This is a genomic window from Rhodospirillales bacterium (genome assembly GCA_016699855.1).
Lineage (GTDB): Bacteria > Pseudomonadota > Alphaproteobacteria > Reyranellales > Reyranellaceae.
The window spans coordinates 1,371,088-1,387,500 of the sequence record CP064988.1 but is presented as its reverse complement, the minus strand read 5'-3'; the positions used below and the strand labels follow the sequence as shown (position 1 = coordinate 1,387,500).

The 16,413-nt window shown below is 63.3% G+C and carries 10 protein-coding genes, 1 tRNA gene and 2 rRNA genes (1 of these 13 only partly in view); 6 read left to right on the top strand and 7 right to left on the bottom strand.

Going from position 1 to position 16,413, the window contains the following annotated elements; translation table 11 throughout:
- The 3 genes from IPK81_06500 to IPK81_06490 form a co-directional block, all read left to right on the top strand.
- Positions 1 to 674 (top strand): 23S ribosomal RNA (locus tag IPK81_06500); it begins 2,075 nt to the left of the window's first position.
- A gap of 99 nt (positions 675 to 773) precedes the next feature.
- Positions 774 to 888: ribosomal RNA gene (gene rrf / locus IPK81_06495) — 5S ribosomal RNA — on the top strand.
- Positions 889 to 956: 68 nt separating this feature from the next.
- Positions 957 to 1,033, top strand: a tRNA-Met gene (locus IPK81_06490).
- Here IPK81_06490 and IPK81_06485 read toward each other — a convergent pair.
- The 7 genes from IPK81_06485 to IPK81_06455 form a co-directional block, all read right to left on the bottom strand.
- Positions 990 to 2,732, bottom strand: a complete 1,743-nt coding sequence (locus IPK81_06485) for a recombinase family protein (protein ID QQS14982.1) — start codon at positions 2,730 to 2,732, stop codon at positions 990 to 992. The genes IPK81_06490 and IPK81_06485 overlap by 44 nt on opposite strands.
- Before the next feature lie 427 nt (positions 2,733 to 3,159).
- Complete coding sequence (locus tag IPK81_06480; protein QQS13854.1) at positions 3,160 to 3,660, bottom strand: Mov34/MPN/PAD-1 family protein; 501 nt, start codon at positions 3,658 to 3,660, stop codon at positions 3,160 to 3,162.
- Positions 3,632 to 5,368, bottom strand: a complete 1,737-nt coding sequence (locus IPK81_06475; GenBank protein ID QQS13853.1) for a ThiF family adenylyltransferase — start codon at positions 5,366 to 5,368, stop codon at positions 3,632 to 3,634. The genes IPK81_06480 and IPK81_06475 overlap by 29 nt, the downstream gene beginning before the upstream one ends.
- Entirely contained in the window at positions 5,368 to 6,429 is a 1,062-nt protein-coding gene (locus IPK81_06470) for a hypothetical protein (GenBank protein ID QQS13852.1), read from the bottom strand. Before IPK81_06470 ends, IPK81_06475 begins: the two co-directional genes overlap by 1 nt.
- 23 nt (positions 6,430 to 6,452) lie before the next feature.
- A complete protein-coding gene (locus IPK81_06465) occupies positions 6,453 to 7,628 on the bottom strand; it encodes a patatin-like phospholipase family protein (GenBank protein QQS13851.1) in 1,176 nt (391 codons plus the stop codon).
- A 57-nt stretch (positions 7,629 to 7,685) separates the two neighbouring features.
- Positions 7,686 to 8,240, bottom strand: a complete 555-nt coding sequence (locus IPK81_06460) for a hypothetical protein (protein QQS13850.1) — start codon at positions 8,238 to 8,240, stop codon at positions 7,686 to 7,688.
- Between the two features lie 31 nt (positions 8,241 to 8,271).
- Positions 8,272 to 9,084 carry a sensor histidine kinase gene (locus tag IPK81_06455; protein QQS13849.1) on the bottom strand — a complete coding sequence of 271 codons (813 nt, stop codon included), beginning with the start codon at positions 9,082 to 9,084 and terminating at the stop codon, positions 8,272 to 8,274.
- Positions 9,085 to 9,456: 372 nt separating this feature from the next.
- On the opposite strand from IPK81_06455, the gene IPK81_06450 reads away from it, so the two are divergent.
- From IPK81_06450 to IPK81_06440, 3 genes are all read left to right on the top strand, one after another.
- A complete protein-coding gene (locus tag IPK81_06450; protein ID QQS13848.1) occupies positions 9,457 to 11,565 on the top strand; it encodes a ParB N-terminal domain-containing protein in 2,109 nt (702 codons plus the stop codon).
- 124 nt (positions 11,566 to 11,689) lie between these two features.
- Complete coding sequence (locus IPK81_06445; GenBank protein QQS13847.1) at positions 11,690 to 11,965, top strand: hypothetical protein; 276 nt, start codon at positions 11,690 to 11,692, stop codon at positions 11,963 to 11,965.
- A 120-nt stretch (positions 11,966 to 12,085) separates the two neighbouring features.
- Entirely contained in the window at positions 12,086 to 16,411 is a 4,326-nt protein-coding gene (locus tag IPK81_06440; GenBank protein ID QQS13846.1) for a strawberry notch family protein, read from the top strand.
- Positions 16,412 to 16,413 lie beyond the last annotated feature (2 nt).

Here is a 16,413-nt window from a genome sequence, read left to right as displayed (position 1 = left end):
CGCGGTCCGGGACCCTGCATGGTGGGTAGTTTGACTGGGGCGGTCGCCTCCCAAAGAGTAACGGAGGCGCGCGATGGTGGGCTCAGACCGGTCGGAAATCGGTCGTGGAGTGCAATGGCATAAGCCCGCCTGACTGCGAGGCAGACAAGCCGAGCAGAGACGAAAGTCGGCCATAGTGATCCGGTGGTCCCGCGTGGAAGGGCCATCGCTCAACGGATAAAAGGTACGCCGGGGATAACAGGCTGATCTCCCCCAAGAGTCCACATCGACGGGGAGGTTTGGCACCTCGATGTCGGCTCATCGCATCCTGGGGCTGGAGCAGGTCCCAAGGGGTATGGCTGTTCGCCATTTAAAGCGGTACGTGAGCTGGGTTCAGAACGTCGTGAGACAGTTCGGTCCCTATCTGCCGTGGGTGTTGGAGACTTGAGAGGCGCTGTCCCTAGTACGAGAGGACCGGGATGGACGCACCTCTGGTGTACCGGTTGTGGCGCCAGCCGCATCGCCGGGTAGCTATGTGCGGACGGGATAAACGCTGAAAGCATCTAAGCGCGAAACCCTCCTCGAAACCAGGTCTCCCCGAGAGCCGTGATAGACCATCACGTCGATAGGCCGCGGGTGCAAGCGTGGCGACACGTTCAGCCAAGCGGTACTAATCGCTCGACAGAGCTTGATCCTTCTTCCGCGTCCCGTGCGACGGCGAGCCCCCGCCGCGCGGGCGCTTCCCTGCCCGACACGACACACGTCGACACGTCCCCGGCCGCGCTCTTCGACGGCCTGGTGGCTGTGGCGAGGGGTGCACACCTGATCCCATCCCGAACTCGGCCGTGAAAACCCTCAGCGCCCATGGTACTGCGGCTCAAGTCGCGGGAGAGTAGGTCGCCGCCAGGCCTTCAAAGAGCGCAACACCCGGAAACGTCGCACCATCTCCACGAACCCACGCCCCCGTACCACACCCCCGCGGGGTGGAGCAGCCCGGTAGCTCGTCAGGCTCATAACCTGAAGGCCGCAGGTTCAAATCCTGCCCCCGCAACCATCTCAACTTGCGAAGCCAAGTTGGACAGAACAGCCGCCCTCACCGGGCGGCTTTTTTGTGTCCGTAAGTTCTGATAGCTGCGCCCTCCCGCAACCACTTCAACTTGCGAAGGCCCGCTCGGGCCTTTTGCATTGGCCGCCACACTCAGGATGCCAGCAAGGTCGCCTACCAGTTCGATCTTGAGTTCACCATCTTCTGGCGTAAGTACAATCCGCTGCACCAACGAGCGCAGGACCTCGCCGGCATGAAGCCGCTTCTCAAGCGCTTCTTCCTGCAAGGCTGCGTGGAGCTCAGCAACCTGCTGCCGATAGTGGTCGGCCATGTTGGGATGAAGCAACGAGGGTGGTCTCTCGGCCGAGGCAAGTGTTTGCACCAATTCCGCTTTGCGCGCCTCCCTTCCGAGTAGTTCCTCCTTGAGGCTGAGCGCAGGGACCCCGCCCTTAATGGCCTGGACCAACTTCTTGATTTCACGATCGATCCGCTCGATCTCGCGCCGAGCCGCCACAAGCGAGGTTCGCGCCTCTATCCGGATCTGATTCACCTCTCGTGTGAACTCCTCGCAGAAGGCAGCAAAGAGTGCCGGATCCATAAGGCGATCGCGCAGGGCATTCAGCACACGTGCCTCGACGCGATCTCGACGAATGTTGAGGCGGTTTGAGCAGGTCCCTTTGTTGCGTGACGTGGAACAGCCTACAAGATCGGCCGAGATCATTGTGTAGCCGCCGCCGCAGCAGCCGCATTGGGTCAGCCCAGAGAACAGGTACTTGGGACGGCGCCGGTCGCGGAAATGGTTCTCGACTTCCTTGCCGTCGGGAGGCCGCGCTATTTTGACGTCCCGCTGGCGCACCTTTACCGCCTGCCAGAGCGCATCGTCGACGATTCGGAGATCTGGCGCCTCCTTGACGATCCATTCTTCGGGCGGATTGAGGCGTGATACGCGCTTCCCCGTGTCCGGGTCCTTCAAGAAGCGCTGCCTGTTCCAGACCAGGCGACCGAGATAGACCTCGTTGTTGAGGATGCCGTTGCCGCGTTTGGGATTCCCGTTGATCGTGCTGAAGCCCCAGTCGCCGCCGCCAGGTGCACGAATGCCATCACGGTTGAGCTCAGCGGCAATTCTTTTTCCTGACTTTCCGGCGGCGTACTCGCGGAAAATCCGCCGCACAATCTCGGCCTCAGTCTCATTTATGGTCCGATCGCCACGGATGGGTTCGCCATTGGAAGCGAACTGCTTCACGACATCGTAGCCGTAACTGTTGCCGCCTCCGGACTTTCCTTCCTCGACTCGGCCACGCAATCCGCGCCGCGTCTTGTCTGCCAAGTCCTTCAGAAACAAAGCGTTCATCGTGCCCTTCAGCCCGACATGCAGCTCGGAGATGTCGCCCTCGGCGAGGGTGACCATCTGCACGCCCGCAAACCGCAGGCGCTTATACAGGCCGGCAATGTCCTCCTGGTCCCGGCTCAACCGGTCCAACGCCTCAGCGACCACGAATTGGAAACAGCCACGGAGCGCGTCGTTGACCAGCGCTTGAATGCCCGGACGGAGGATGAGGGTGGAGCCGCTGATCGCCTGATCTGAATACTGCTCGACGATGGTCCAACCCTGCTTTTCGGCATGCATACGGCAAACACGAAACTGATCGGCAATGGAGGCAACGCGCTGATTGTCAGACGAATAGCGAGCGTAAATCGCGACCTTCATGTCTTTACCTCCGCGTTCTTCAATCGGGAGGCAGGTTGGCCTCCTGTAAGCGCTGGCGAGTCTCGACCAACTCCGCATACCACTGCCGTGCCGCGCGTCTCGCAAGGATGCGCACCAATTCGACGACTCGAGGATCGGCGCTGCCATCCGACTGTGACACGAGCGTCAACCCTGGCTCTGCGAGCCGAGTAGCGTCTTCTGGTCGCTGTCCAGCGAACTTTGCCATAACGCCGTCGTACCTGGTCAAGGAAAATAGCCGAGACATCAACATTGGCGTTGTCGCTGCGCCAAACAACGCAAACCGCCAGCGTGTGGTTGGCGACGTTTGCGCATATACGGCGAGCCATCTCGTGCGTTGGCGCGTTAGGGCGAAGTGTAGCGTCGCAGAAATACGTGCTTTGGTCGGCGTGAACGCTCGCTGCGCTTCTCAGGAGTGAGCTTGGCGCCCGCCGGGAGCCGAGCGGGCAGACGACTTAGTCAATCGCAGCTCAACGCTGTCCCGAGCGGCCACAAAGGCAATCAGTGAGTAGTCCAGCCAATATCGCCACCGGAGACGTACGATTAGCAGCATTGCAAAGGTAATGGGCGACCCAGGCGATTGGACAATGTCCGTCATGGTGGCGACGTCTTCGGCACTCGGCCTCACGGAGAACGAAGGGTGAGAGTGCCATTCGCCAAGATAGTTGAAGCGCTCGTAGTCCCGACCGGTGCGCTCGAAGAAATCATCGAGCGTCGCTCGATGAATCTGCGGGTCTCGGCGGAAGTGCGTGTGCGAGCCGGAAAAGCCATCGACTGAGAAGTCGACAATGCGAAAATGGTCGAGAGACAATTGTTCGGCCATAAGCATGCCGCCGATCTCACGACGGCCGGCCTTGCGAAGAGCTAGTCGAATGCGCCGTTCAACCTCCGGTGTCTGTTCGACCTTCATCCTTGGCCTTCTTCAAGAGCGCAACCATGAAATCGATGGCTTCCTCTGTTTTCTCTGGAGTGGATGTAGACCATGGTCCATCAGGACCGAAGTCGATCGGCCTGGTGTCGAAGGGGGCGGTAAAGATCCAGGCTGCAGCGAAACCAACGGCATAGGCCGGATGAGGAAAAGCCGATTCCGCGGGCTGAATCAAAGTATCGAGCGCCAGCCTCGTCGCATGCGCGGCGATCACGGCAACGTCAGCGTCATCCGCAATAAGAGGCCGATCGTCCGGGCCGGCCGCACCGTATTCACGATCGCCGCCGTGCCAAGGGACGCCCTGATCGTGGCACCAGGCAAGATATTGCCGCCGGGCCGAATGCGGCGGCGGCTCTTTATCAGGTCTCACCCTGGCTACAAAGCCACCAATGCCACCGGCGTAGACTTCCGCCCACACCATCGGGTGAAGACCGCTGCGCGCCGCCGCGGCGACAAAGTTGAAGGCGTGCGCATCTGCGGTGGCATCAATCAAGAGATCGCAGGTGGCCAACTCATCGAGCACGATTGCTGTGCCGCCCGAGGATTCTTGGCCGCCCAGCGCGACACGAAACGCTCGCACCTTTATGCCTGACGACAGGGCCAGCAAGCGAGCCTCGAGCGCGTCTACCTTGTGGGCGCCGACACTGCCTCCGTCGAGCTCGTGACGCAGCAAATTGCCTGGCTTCAGGATGTCATCGTCTACTAGGACGATTGCGCCCACACCGCACCGGGCAAGACTTGCGGCAATCTTCGAGCCGAGCGACCCGCAGCCGACAAGCCCCACCTTTTTCGACTGAAGCGTTGCGTAGCTGGGGGGCAAGCGGCCGCCCACGTCGTCCGAAAAGTCGACAGTCTGATAGGGAATCACATGCCGTTCGCCGGCCTTCAGATATGAAAAGAACGCTCGTGCCGAATGCTCGGTCGCGAGCACAACAAAGCGGTTCGAATGATCATCAAAGAACTCCGCTGGCGTGGCGCCAGCGTCTTGGACCAATCGCTCCAATGCCGCGTGGTCTGGCCGTGTGGGCACACTGTCGAGAGTTGCGACGCGCAGCAGAAGGCATGCTTCACCGGCCGATCCAGGGATGGCTAGGCCCGTTTCGACCCAGTCTGGTGCTGTTTCCGAGCCAAGTCGTCCGACATGCGCCGTCCAGATCTTTTTCGGGGGCTGCGCTTCCTTAACGAAGCCTTGCTGAATGCTGGGGCAGGGAAGGGTGCCCACATGCTCGAGTAGGCTTCGCGTCACCAAGAACCGAAATGTCTGACTTCGCAAGTCCTGACCAATCGATGTGCGATGTGCTGAAGGCGCCGGTGCATGGTGCTGCGTGTCAGGATCTTCGGCCACCAAGAGCCTGTGAGCGCTCTCGATCATCATCGCGCCGCTAACGGCAGGGTCCCAATTGTCGGCCCGGTATTCGAGGCAAAGCTCGCCGCCGTCGCCATACTGATGCCCAGATAGGCGCCGGCCGTCTCGTGGCGTGATCTGCGGAGGTGCTGCCGGAAACAACGCCGGATAAGTCAGCAGAAATGGATGGGTTACTCCGCTGACCGTGATGTCGAAGTCGAAACCAAGCCTAAACGCCGGAAGTGCCCGAGGTACTGCCGTTGAAAGCCACGAATGGTCGATCTGCAGCCTCTCGATGGCTGCAACTTCCTGCTTCAGGCGAACCGGATCCTGCACCCACCACATCAGCCAAATCCACGCGGCTTGTCGTCAACGCGAGGCGCCTTCGGGAAAGCCAGCGGAGCTGCCGCCGGCGCGACAGTGCCAGCACTCAACAGGCTCGCGCCAGCCTGCGCCCGCGACTCCGCCCGGTCACTGAAGAAGGTGGTTGCAAACACCTTGTCCCAGCACTTCAAAGCTTGTTGCCGTGTGCACCCGTACTCAAAGAGCGGCGCCAAATTGTCGATTGCTTCTGAAAGCTTATCGCGCAGAAATCGTGCGCGCGCATCGTCTGATCCGGAGGTGATTGTTTCGTTCGGCGTGACAGGGTGATCGATGACAAGAGATCCGCGCAGCCGATCCCGAATTGCGACCATCGTATTGTAAAGCGCCTTGTCCTCCCGGCCGGCATCGGCACGATAACGCTCCGTCACAAGTTTGGTGATGCCGAAGCCACTCAGGACCTGGCCCTTCCAACTGTCGCGGCTGCGGGCATATTTCTTGATCAGCCGCACGATGCGGCGAAGCTGCCGTCCGTTGCTTGTGTCGGGGCTCTGGCGGTCGTTCTCGGCCTCGAACCATGAAGCAACGGCACGCGCATCCGAGCGCTTCCAATCGCTGGCCGCAAGCTCGTAGTGATAGGTGTCATTTCCCCAGAGGTTCTTGGTCGTCACGCGTCGATAGACCGGTACGTCGACATGAAAACCGGCTTCGTAGTAGACCCGCACGCAGTTTTTCCGGACCTCCGGCGGTTTCTTGAAAGACCCATCATCTAGAGCGTCCCGCACCATCTGACGCGCTTGCAGGGCAGACATCTCCGCACGCCGATCGCCGACAAGGTCTTCCTTGTGAAAATAGACGCCGTCGTCGATGTCGTAGTCCTTGCCGGGATGCTGCGTCATGGTCTTCATGGCGTAACTTCCCTGAACGACGAACTCCCGCGGCGCAGGCTTCCCCGCGCTGCTGAGACCTTTCTTGAGACGATCGCGATTGGCGTTTCGCCGGTTGCGCATATCGGTCTGCTCAGCCTGCGGCAAGGTCACCTTCTCGTTGTGATATGCCAATACGTCCTTTGCACAATCGAACATGTTCTACGTCCTCTTTCCTGTTGCTAGCCTGCCGCCGTGTTTGCTGTCTTCGACGACCCGTCGGAGACTGGCTCGGTACGTGGCGGCGCCGAGCTGAACAGCGCGCAAATCAGAGCCGCCTCTGGATCGCTGTTCGCATACGCACATTTGCTGTTGGTCATGTCGGCGTCCGTGCGCGCCTGGTTGACGAGGGCCTGAATTGCCTCGGGGCGCGTCTCGTCCAGACCGAGATAGGGGATCAGGGCAGCTGGCACCCTTTCACTGGGGAAACGGATGATCGTGCATTTACGGTCGACGTGACGCGCCAGCTTTTTGGCGACATGGTCGAACGCGAATTGCTGGGCGTCGATGGAAAGCGCCGCCGCTTCGCCGCCGAACTTCCATTCGGCCAGGCCGCGATGAGTGGCGTCTTTCGAGATTTGCTCGCCTGCCGGCATCGGGCAGGTCCCAAGGCAGAAGATCTCGATTTCCTGGCCGGATTTGGTGAGATCGAGCGCATCGACCAGACCGACCAGCACAGGATTGTTCGCCCACAGCCCGCCATCAACGAACATGTTGAAACCGTCGGTCTCGTCCTGAAGCTGGTTCGGCGCGGCTTGAACGGTGGCCGACGCGACAGCTGCAGGATGATTGACGGCCGCCAGCGAGCGATAGACGGGTGCTGCCGATGTTGCGAGGCAAACATCCACCAAGCTGTAGTTGTCGTCGCGATGATTGGTGCCCGGAAGGTGCGGGGTCTTGAACACCCACGCCCGATGCTGGCTCATCTCGACCGCCGGGATGGCGAGCGCAATGTGCCGCTCGGTGTAGATCTGGCCCATCGTCTTGTGGCCGAGCTGAGCTTGGAGCGCCGCGCGCAGGCTTTCCGTACCTGCTGCCAATGCAGCCGGCCGCTTGTAGAGGTCAACGATCGCACTGCTCAGGCCGGAAGGCATTGCCCGTGGAAAGATGCTCGCCCCGTGTCGCCGGTAGAGTGCCACGACGTTCTTCAGCGGCACGTCGGCGGCGAGAGCGCAGGCGATGATCCCACCGGTGCTGGTGCCGACGATCAGATCAAAGGCCGCTCCAATATCAAGGGCAGCGACATTGCGCTGCCGCGCAAAAGTCGCTGCGACAAGATCCAGATAGGTCGCGGTATACGTTCCGCGCATGCCTCCGCCATCCAGGCTGAGGACTCTAAAGGGCCGCCGCTCAGTCATGGTCGATGCTCGCATTGTTCTCGTTCATTGAATCCACTTAACGGCGGTTAAAAAAAATCAGCCCACTCGCTGATACACAAACTCGACGCCACCTGAATTCGCGGCACTCTCTCGCCGGAGCAAGAATCCCTGCTCCCAGAGCTGTTTGAACTTCATGCTCGCATTCGCGATCGTCATATCGCTCTTGCTCTCCGCAAACTCAGCGGCACGCACGGTTGGATGACGCAGTGCAAACTGAAAAGCCTCCCGGCAACCCTGGGTCGGTTCCGCTCCAATAAGCCGGCCCGTCCTTCCTTCCCACACGAGAAGCGGTTGGCCCTTCCTTGCCGCTGCAGCATCCCAATTCTCGATCAGATCGGGGTCAGTCAAGTCGATCAGACAAAAGCCTTTGCTTCCACGATATCGCCGCGCAATCTCCACCACCGTTTCCGAAGCAAACGATATGTCGACCCGCTTGACGTCCTTCATGGAGATCTTGAACACTAGTGTTCCTGGGCTTTCTTCCACCGATCTGAGCAGACGCTGATAGACCTCGCGTCCCTGTGCACGCCCCCAACCTTCTGGGCGATCCATGATTTCACGCAGGGCAAGCACGCGAACGTCCTCGTTCATTTAATCCAATTAAGCAGACTTGGCCGATAAATCAACCCCCAAGTCGGAAGCCGAACCCAATGTGCGTGCCCCACATGAGCGGAAGCCCGTCGTAACAGTCCGCAGTGTTGACCTTATAGGCGCCTCGCGCGGGGATCAGCACGACGCGCTGACGGGGCAACCGCACATCGAGAACGGCTTGAAATTTGATGGCCTTGGCGGCGCTTCCCTTCAGCCCACAGCCCCGATCGGGACCGTGCCGAGACAGTCCCTGCCGAAATATTTCGACAAGCAGTTGGGTGTCGGAAAGGCCTGTGAGCCTCGGAAATTCCTTTCCTATGGTCGGCCGGAGCGTTTGCATGATCCCAAGACCGCTGTCCGACACCGCCACCGAGAGCCGATCGCCCTTCGGATAGACCTGTAGCGCCGCGTATCCGTCCAGGAGGGTGCTGCTATGAGAGAAGACGTTGTCGATCAGCTCGGCAAAGATGGTCCATGCCGCGCCCTCAAGCTCGGCAGCGTCCGGCCGAGTATGGCAAGAACGCATGAGAGCGGCGGTCAGGCGGGTAGGAAGGTCCTCGTCGCGCTCATCCTTGCTGATACGCGCGATCTCGACCAGCGCCGCGTTACCTCCCCGGTGGGCTTCTGCCGCTGAATAGCCTGGCCGAGACGGGAGCACTTCAACTTCAGCCGCGAGATGGTCGAAGAAGCCCATCCGATTGAGGTATCCCATTGTCCCGGTATCGCCCTCTTCGAATTTCATGCGCACGCGTCGTGTTGTCGCCGCCAGTTGATTGGCGAGGGACAGAAAGCGGATCGCCGCTTCGACCATGATTTTGCAGCCGCTGGGGACGTCGAATGTCACCTCGAATGTCCTCGGATCATGGGGGCCGCAGGAAGCGCGTAGCGCGAGATCAAAGCGCGAGGCGTTGATCCATTGGGCCGGAAACCGAACTTCGCAGTGCACTGACTACCTATTCAGAAGGACAGGGCGCAACTCATGATAGCACACCAATCGTGGCGATTACCCACTTTGCTTGCGCGTCCTTGGTCGTCAGCCGCGCTTTGTCTTTGGACTCTAGGACAGCGGCGTGTTCAGCCCATTCGTGCAGAGCGCCAGCGGTGACGTCCTGTGTCCCCGGTCTTTGCAGGGGAGAGTGAGAGGGCTGCGCCGGTTTCCACGACGGATTGGAGGTCGAGAGAGTGTCTCCCGGCCGTCCGTCGCGGAGTATTCCTCATGGCAAAGGCCGTTCAGAAGATCACCCTCAGCTCTTCGCGCGACATCCCCTTCAACAGGCTGGTGCTCAGCCAGTCCAATGTCCGGCGCTTGAAGGCCGGCGTCTCAGTCGAGGATCTGGCCGAGGACATCGCCCGGCGCGGCCTCCTGCAAAGCCTCAACGTCCGCCCGGTGCTCGACCCCGAGGGCACCGAAACCGGCCAATTCGAGATCCCGGCCGGCGGTCGCCGCTTCCGGGCCCTTGAGCGGCTGGTGAAGCAGAAGCGCTTGCCAAAGACAGCTCCGATCCCGTGCATCGTGCGCGATCCCACAGCTAACATCTCGGCAGAGGAGGATTCTCTGGCCGAGAACGTCCAGCGAGTCGCCCTGCACCCACTAGATCAGTTTCGCGCCTTCAAGGCGCTGCGCGACAAGGGCGCCGGCGAGGAGGAGATCGCCGCCCGCTTCTTCGTGGCGCCGGCTGTGGTGAAGCAGCGGCTGCGCCTGGCTTCCGTCTCCGAGAAGCTGCTCGGAATCTATGCCGAGGACGGCATGACCCTCGAGCAGCTCATGGCCTTCACCGTAAGCACCGACCATGACCGGCAGGAGCAGGTCTGGGAGGCGCTTCAGCAATCCTACAACAAGGAGCCCTACCTGATCCGCCGCCAGCTCACGGAGAGCGCCGTGCGGGCTTCGGACCGACGGGCGCGGTTCGTCGGGCTTGAAGCTTATGAAGCAGCCGGTGGCGTGCTCCTACGTGACCTGTTCGAGGAAGACGGCGGCGGCTGGCTGCAGGACGTGGCTCTGCTCGATCGTCTGGCCACCGAGAAGCTGGCAGCCCAGGCCGAGAAGATCGCTATCGAAGGCTGGAAGTGGATCGAGGTGGCCATCGATTTCCGGTACGGCCACGCCCAGCATCTTCGGCGGCTGGACGGCGTGGAGATCGAGCTGACCTCTGATGAGCAGGCGACATTCGAAGCTCTGACCGCCGAGCACGCCAAGCTCGAGGGTGAGTATGAGGGGGCCGACGAGCTGCCGGACGAGATCGATGCGCGCTTGGGCGAGATCGAGGAAGCGCTTGCCGCCGTCGAGAATCGCCCGGTCCGCTACGAGCCGGCCGAGATCGGGCGTGCCGGTGTGTTCGTCAGCATCGACGCCGACGGACACCTTGCGGCCGATCGAGGCTATGTCCAGCCGCAAGATGAGCCGGTGCCGGCGGGCAGCGCAAATCCGGCAGCAGGCGAGATCGGCGGGGCGGCTGAGACTGCACCTGCCGCTCCCGCCCAGCGTACCCTCATCACCATCGGCGGCGAGCTGCCGGAGGACGACGGCGACGATGCGATCAAGCCATTGCCGGAACGTCTCGTGAGCGAGCTGACGGCTCATCGCACCCTGGCGCTGCAGGACGCACTGGCGAAAAGTCCGCAAGTCGCCCTGACGGCGCTGCTGCACAAGCTCTGCCTCGATACGTTCCAGCACAGCGCTCCTGGCGCCTGCCTGGAAGCCTCGGTGCGGCATGTATTCTTCCCCGTTCAGGCCACCGATCTGAAGGAAAGTTCGTCTGCCAAAGCGGTCGCCGACCGTCACGACGCCTGGAAGGCCGAGCTGCCCAAGGATGATGACGCGCTGTGGGATTGGCTTGCAGCGCTCGACGACGGCCGCCGCACTGCGCTGCTGGCGCACTGCGTCTCGTTTGGGGTGAATGCCCTCCACGAGAAGGGTGACCGGTATGGCGGGCCGGGCGTCTCGGCGCACGGCGTGCAGCAGCGGATTGCCCAGGCCAATCGTCTTGCCCGTGCTGTCGGCCTCGACATGGTGGAAGCCGGCTGGCGGCCGACGGCTGACAACTACCTCGGCCGCGTCACCAAGCCTCGCATCCTGGAGGCGGTACGCGAAGCCAAGGGCGACCAGGCTGCGCAGCTGATCGACCATCTCAAGAAGGCCGAGATGGCGACAGAGGCCGAGCGGTTGCTCGAGGGAACCGGCTGGCTGCCCGAGCCTCTCAGGCTGCCGGATGGCACGGCCGCATCCGCCGGGCTGGACGAGGCGGCCGAGGAACTGCCCGCCTTCCTGGCTGGCGAGAACGATGACACGGTCGCGGACGTACCGGAGGCTATTGCCGCGGAGTGACGGCAATCGCGGGGCGGCTTCGGCCGTCCCGCTTTTCACAACACCTTGTTGCAAATGGCGGGCAGGAGCGATCCCGCGACATGAGCGTTGGACGTAGAAGCGCCATGCCGGCGCGGGATCGAGGATGGTCGAGCGAAAGGTGTTCCTGATGCCACGGGTAGCGCAGCCGGATTTTGCGACGTTGCGCGCATTGATGCGGAATGAGGCGACTTTCCCCGCAACATATGACCTGTGGCACGTCTTCTGGGCGACGCGGCAGCAACAGGAGGAGGCGAAGGGCTTTCGCCCGGCCTTCATCGACGTGAATGTCGCCCACTTCCAGATCTTTCTTGCCGCCCGAAAGATGACGGGCAATTGGAAGGCGCTGGTGGCCTTCATGGCGGCGATATCGCACAGATAGGGCGTTCTTCGTCTTCGACACGATGAGAGGCAGAGGACGGCCGGGACGGGTTTGAGCCGGCGGGTCCCAGAGAGAGCGCCTCACGGCTCGCCCGTTCCCGCTCTCCCGAGGTCTCCTCCAATGTCTGTCCTTCCTCTCCCGGCTCCTGCGCCGCTGCACCCGCTCGCGCCGAGCCTTGGTTCGTCCGTCGGCATCATCGCTGCGGCGCACCGTCTTCTCCCCGATCTCGAACGCGGCCGGCGCATCGACGCGGTTCTCCTGCGTGCCGCCATGGAGCACGCCTTCGGCGGCTCTGACGCCGACGGCGCCTGGGATTGGAAGACCGCGTACGAGGCCTGTGAGGCTGCGACCATTCTCTTCCTCCGCAAATTTGGCCCCGCGATCCGCGCTCAGGCCGCTTCACCCGCAGGTGTCTTGCGGATGCTGGGCAAGATCGTGGCGCTGCTGCCTACGCATACGCGCCGCTCGCAGGAGAGCCAGGCGTTGCAGCAGTTCTCGACGCCGGTGGATCTGGCGTTCGTCGTCGCGGCAGCGGCCGCGATCACCCCGAACGACGTTGTCCTCGAGCCATCGGCCGGCACCGGCCTGCTGGCGATCCTTGCCGAGCTCGCCGGCGGCCGCCTTGTCCTGAACGAGCTGGCCGACACGCGCGCCGCGTTGCTGGGCCGGCTCTTTCCCGATCTCGACATCACCCGGCATGACGCGGCCCACATCCATGACCATCTGGATGCGGCGATGGTGCCGAGCGTCGCGCTGATGAATCCGCCGTTTTCGGTTGCGGCACACGTCGACGGACCGGTGGCGGATGCTGCCCTGCGCCATGTCTCGTCGGCGCTTGCCCGCCTTGCCCAAGGTGGGCGCCTGGTCACCATCACCGGCGCCAGTCTCTCGCCGGACAATCCATCCTGGCGCGACGGATTCGTGCGCCTGCAGGAGCGCGGTCGCGTCGTGTTCTCGGCAGCGATCGATGGGCGCGTCTATGCCCGGCACGGCACGACGGCTGATACCCGCCTGACCGTCATCGATCGCAGGCCGGCCGAGGATCCCAGCTCGTTTCCGGCATCGCCTGGGATGGCACCCGATGTGGCGACGCTGCTCTCCTGGGTGCTGCAGCACCTCCCACCGCGCTCACGGGTCGATGGTGTCTCTTCCGAGCGAGCAGCCGCTCGGCTTGGCCCGCTTCGTGCCAAGCCCGGTTCTTCGTCACGGCCAACAACCGTCACACCGGCAGCATTCGAACGAGCTGGCATCGAGCTCGCCTACGAAACCGTCGATTGGAAGCCGGCCGAGAACAGCAGCCTCACCGAGGCGCTGTATGAAGGATACGAGCTGCAGGCGATCCGGATCGTCGGTGCGCAGTCGCATCCAACACGGCTCGTGCAGTCGGCGGCCATGGCGTCTGTCGCACCCCCCAAGCCCAGCTATCGGCCGCGGCTACCGGCCAAGGTCATCACCGACGGCCTTTTGTCCGACGCGCAGCTTGAGAGTGTGATCTATGCCGGCGATGCCCATGGCGGGCACCTCGCGGGTTCGTGGTCAGTCGACGAGACCTTCGACGTCGTCTCGGCCGCGCCTGATGAGGCCGAGAACGCGGTGCGCTTCCGGCGAGGCTGGATGCTGGGCGACGGCACCGGCGCCGGCAAGGGCCGCCAGGTCGCCGGCATCCTTCTGGACAACTGGCTACAGGGCCGGCGCCGTGCGGTGTGGGTGTCGAAGTCCGACAAGCTGATCGAGGACGCCCAGCGCGACTGGTCTGCGCTCGGCATGGAGCGGCTGCTGATCACGCCGCTCGCCCGCTTCCGCCAGGGTACGCCGATCCGGCTGGAGCAGGGCATCCTTTTTACCACCTACGCCACGCTACGGACCGACGCGCGCGAGGAAAGGGTTTCGCGGGTCCAGCAGATCGTCGATTGGCTGGGGTCGGACTTCGACGGAGTGATCGTGTTCGACGAAAGCCATGCCATGGCCAATGCCGCCGGGGGCAAGGGCGAGCGCGGCGATCAGGCGCCGTCTCAGCAGGGCCGTGCCGGCCTGCGCCTGCAGCATGCCCTGCCCAATGCCCGCGTCGTCTACGTGTCCGCCACGGGCGCGACCACCGTGCACAACCTCTCTTACGCGCAGCGGCTGGGCCTCTGGGGCGGCGAGGACTTCCCCTTCGCGACGCGGGCCGAGTTCGTCCAAGCGATCGAGGCTGGCGGCGTTGCCGCGATGGAGGTGCTCGCCCGCGATCTCAAGGCGCTGGGCCTTTATGCCGCCCGCTCCCTGTCCTACGAGGGTGTCGAGTACGAGCTGGTCGAGCACTCGCTCACGCCGGAGCAGATCCGCATCTACGACGCGTATGCGGGTGCGTTCCAGGTCATCCACAATAACCTGGATGCCGCGCTCCAGGCTGCCAACGTCACCGGCGAGCGCGGCGCGCTCAACGCGCAGGCGAAGTCAGCCGCGCGCTCGGCCTTCGAATCCGCCAAGCAGCGGTTCTTCTCGCACCTGATCACGTCGATGAAGACGCCGACGCTGATGCGGGCCATCGAGCACGACCTTGAAGCCGGGCATGCCGCCGTCATCCAGATCGTCTCCACCGGCGAGGCCCTGATGGAGCGGCGGCTTGCCGACATCCCGACCGAGGAGTGGGGCGACGTGCAAGTCGACATCACGCCGCGCGAGTACGTGCTCGACTACCTGGCGCACAGCTTCCCGACCCAACTCTTCGAGCCCTTCACCGATGGCGACGGCAATCTTTCCTCCCGGCCGGTTTATCGCGACGGTCAGCCCGTGCAGTGCCGCGACGCCGTCGAGCGTCGCGATCGGCTGATCGAGCGGCTGGCGTCGCTGTCACCGGTGCAGGGCGCGCTCGACCAGATCGTGCAGCGTTTCGGCACCCACCTGGTCGCCGAGGTGACGGGTCGGTCACGTCGGATCGTCCGCAAGGGGGAACGCCTCTGCGTGGAGAACCGTGCAGGTTCGGCGAATCTCGCCGAGGCGCAGGCCTTCATGGACGACGACAAGCGCATCCTGGTGTTCAGCGATGCCGGCGGCACCGGCCGCTCCTACCACGCCGACCTTTCGGCCCGGAACCAGCGCCTGCGTGTTCACTACCTGTTGGAGGCCGGCTGGAAGGCCGACACGGCCATCCAGGGGCTGGGACGCAGCAACCGCACCAACCAGGCCCAGCCACCCCTGTTTCGGCCGATTGCCACGGACGTGAAGGCCGAGAAGCGCTTCCTGTCGACCATCGCCCGCCGCCTCGACACCCTGGGCGCCATCACCAAGGGCCAGCGCCAGACCGGCGGCCAGGGCCTGTTCCGGGCCGACGACAATCTCGAATCGCCCTACGGTCGAGCCGCCTTGCGCCAGCTCTATCTCCTGTTGTTCGCCGGCAAGGTCGAAGGTTGCTCGCTGGAGGCCTTCCAGGCGGCGACCGGCCTGCACCTGACCGACCAGGACGGCAGCCTGCGCGAGGAGCTGCCGCCGATCACGACGTTCCTCAACCGCTTGCTGGCACTCACCATCGATCTTCAGAACACGCTGTTCGGCGTGTTCGAGGATCTGCTGCGCGCGAAGATCGAAGGGGCACGCACCTCCGGCACCTACGACGTCGGCGTCGAGACGTTGACCGCGGAGAGCCTAGCGGTGACCCAGCGCCAAGTGGTCCATGTCCATCCGACGACCGGCGCCGAGACGCAGGTATTCACTGTCCGCCGCCAGGAGCGCAATCAGCCTCTTCCCCTGACCGAGGCATTGGACCGGGCCGGCGATCCTCGCGCGGTCCTGCTCGTCAATGCGCAGTCGGGCCGGCCGGCGGTACAGGTGCCGGCGCCCAGCGTCATGCTGGATGACGGCGAGGTCGAACGCCGCGTACGGCTCGTGCGTCCGATGGAGCGGACAACCCTTTCGATGGCGGCCCTCGAGCAGTCGCACTGGCGACGGTCGGATCAAGCTGCCTTTGCCCAGGCCTGGGCACGTGAGCTCGCCGAGATACCTCCTCTCACGGAGAGCGAGCTCCATATCGTCACCGGACTGCTGCTGCCGATCTGGAAACGGCTGCCGGACGAGTCCATGCGGGTCTACCGCCTGCAGACCGATGCGGGTGAGCGCGTCATCGGTCGGCTGGTGTCGCCAACCTGGGTGGCGCAGGCCGTCTGCGCCGATGGCGTGAGCCTCGCGCGGGCGGATGCCTGGGCCTCCGTGCTCGACGGTCGAACCATCCTCGAGCTGCAAGACGGACTGAGCGTCCGCCGCTCCAGGGTGATGGGGCTGAACCGGGTGGAGCTCTGCGGCTTCACCGACGGCATGGTGAGTCGCTTCAGGGCGATGGGGCTGATGTCCGAGATCATCGCCTGGAAGCTGCGGCTGTTCGTGCCGACCGACGCCGCCGGCCCTTCGATTCTCGCCGGGCTGATGGAACGCTATCCGATCGTGCGCATCGCCGATCGGGCAGCCGCGTAAGG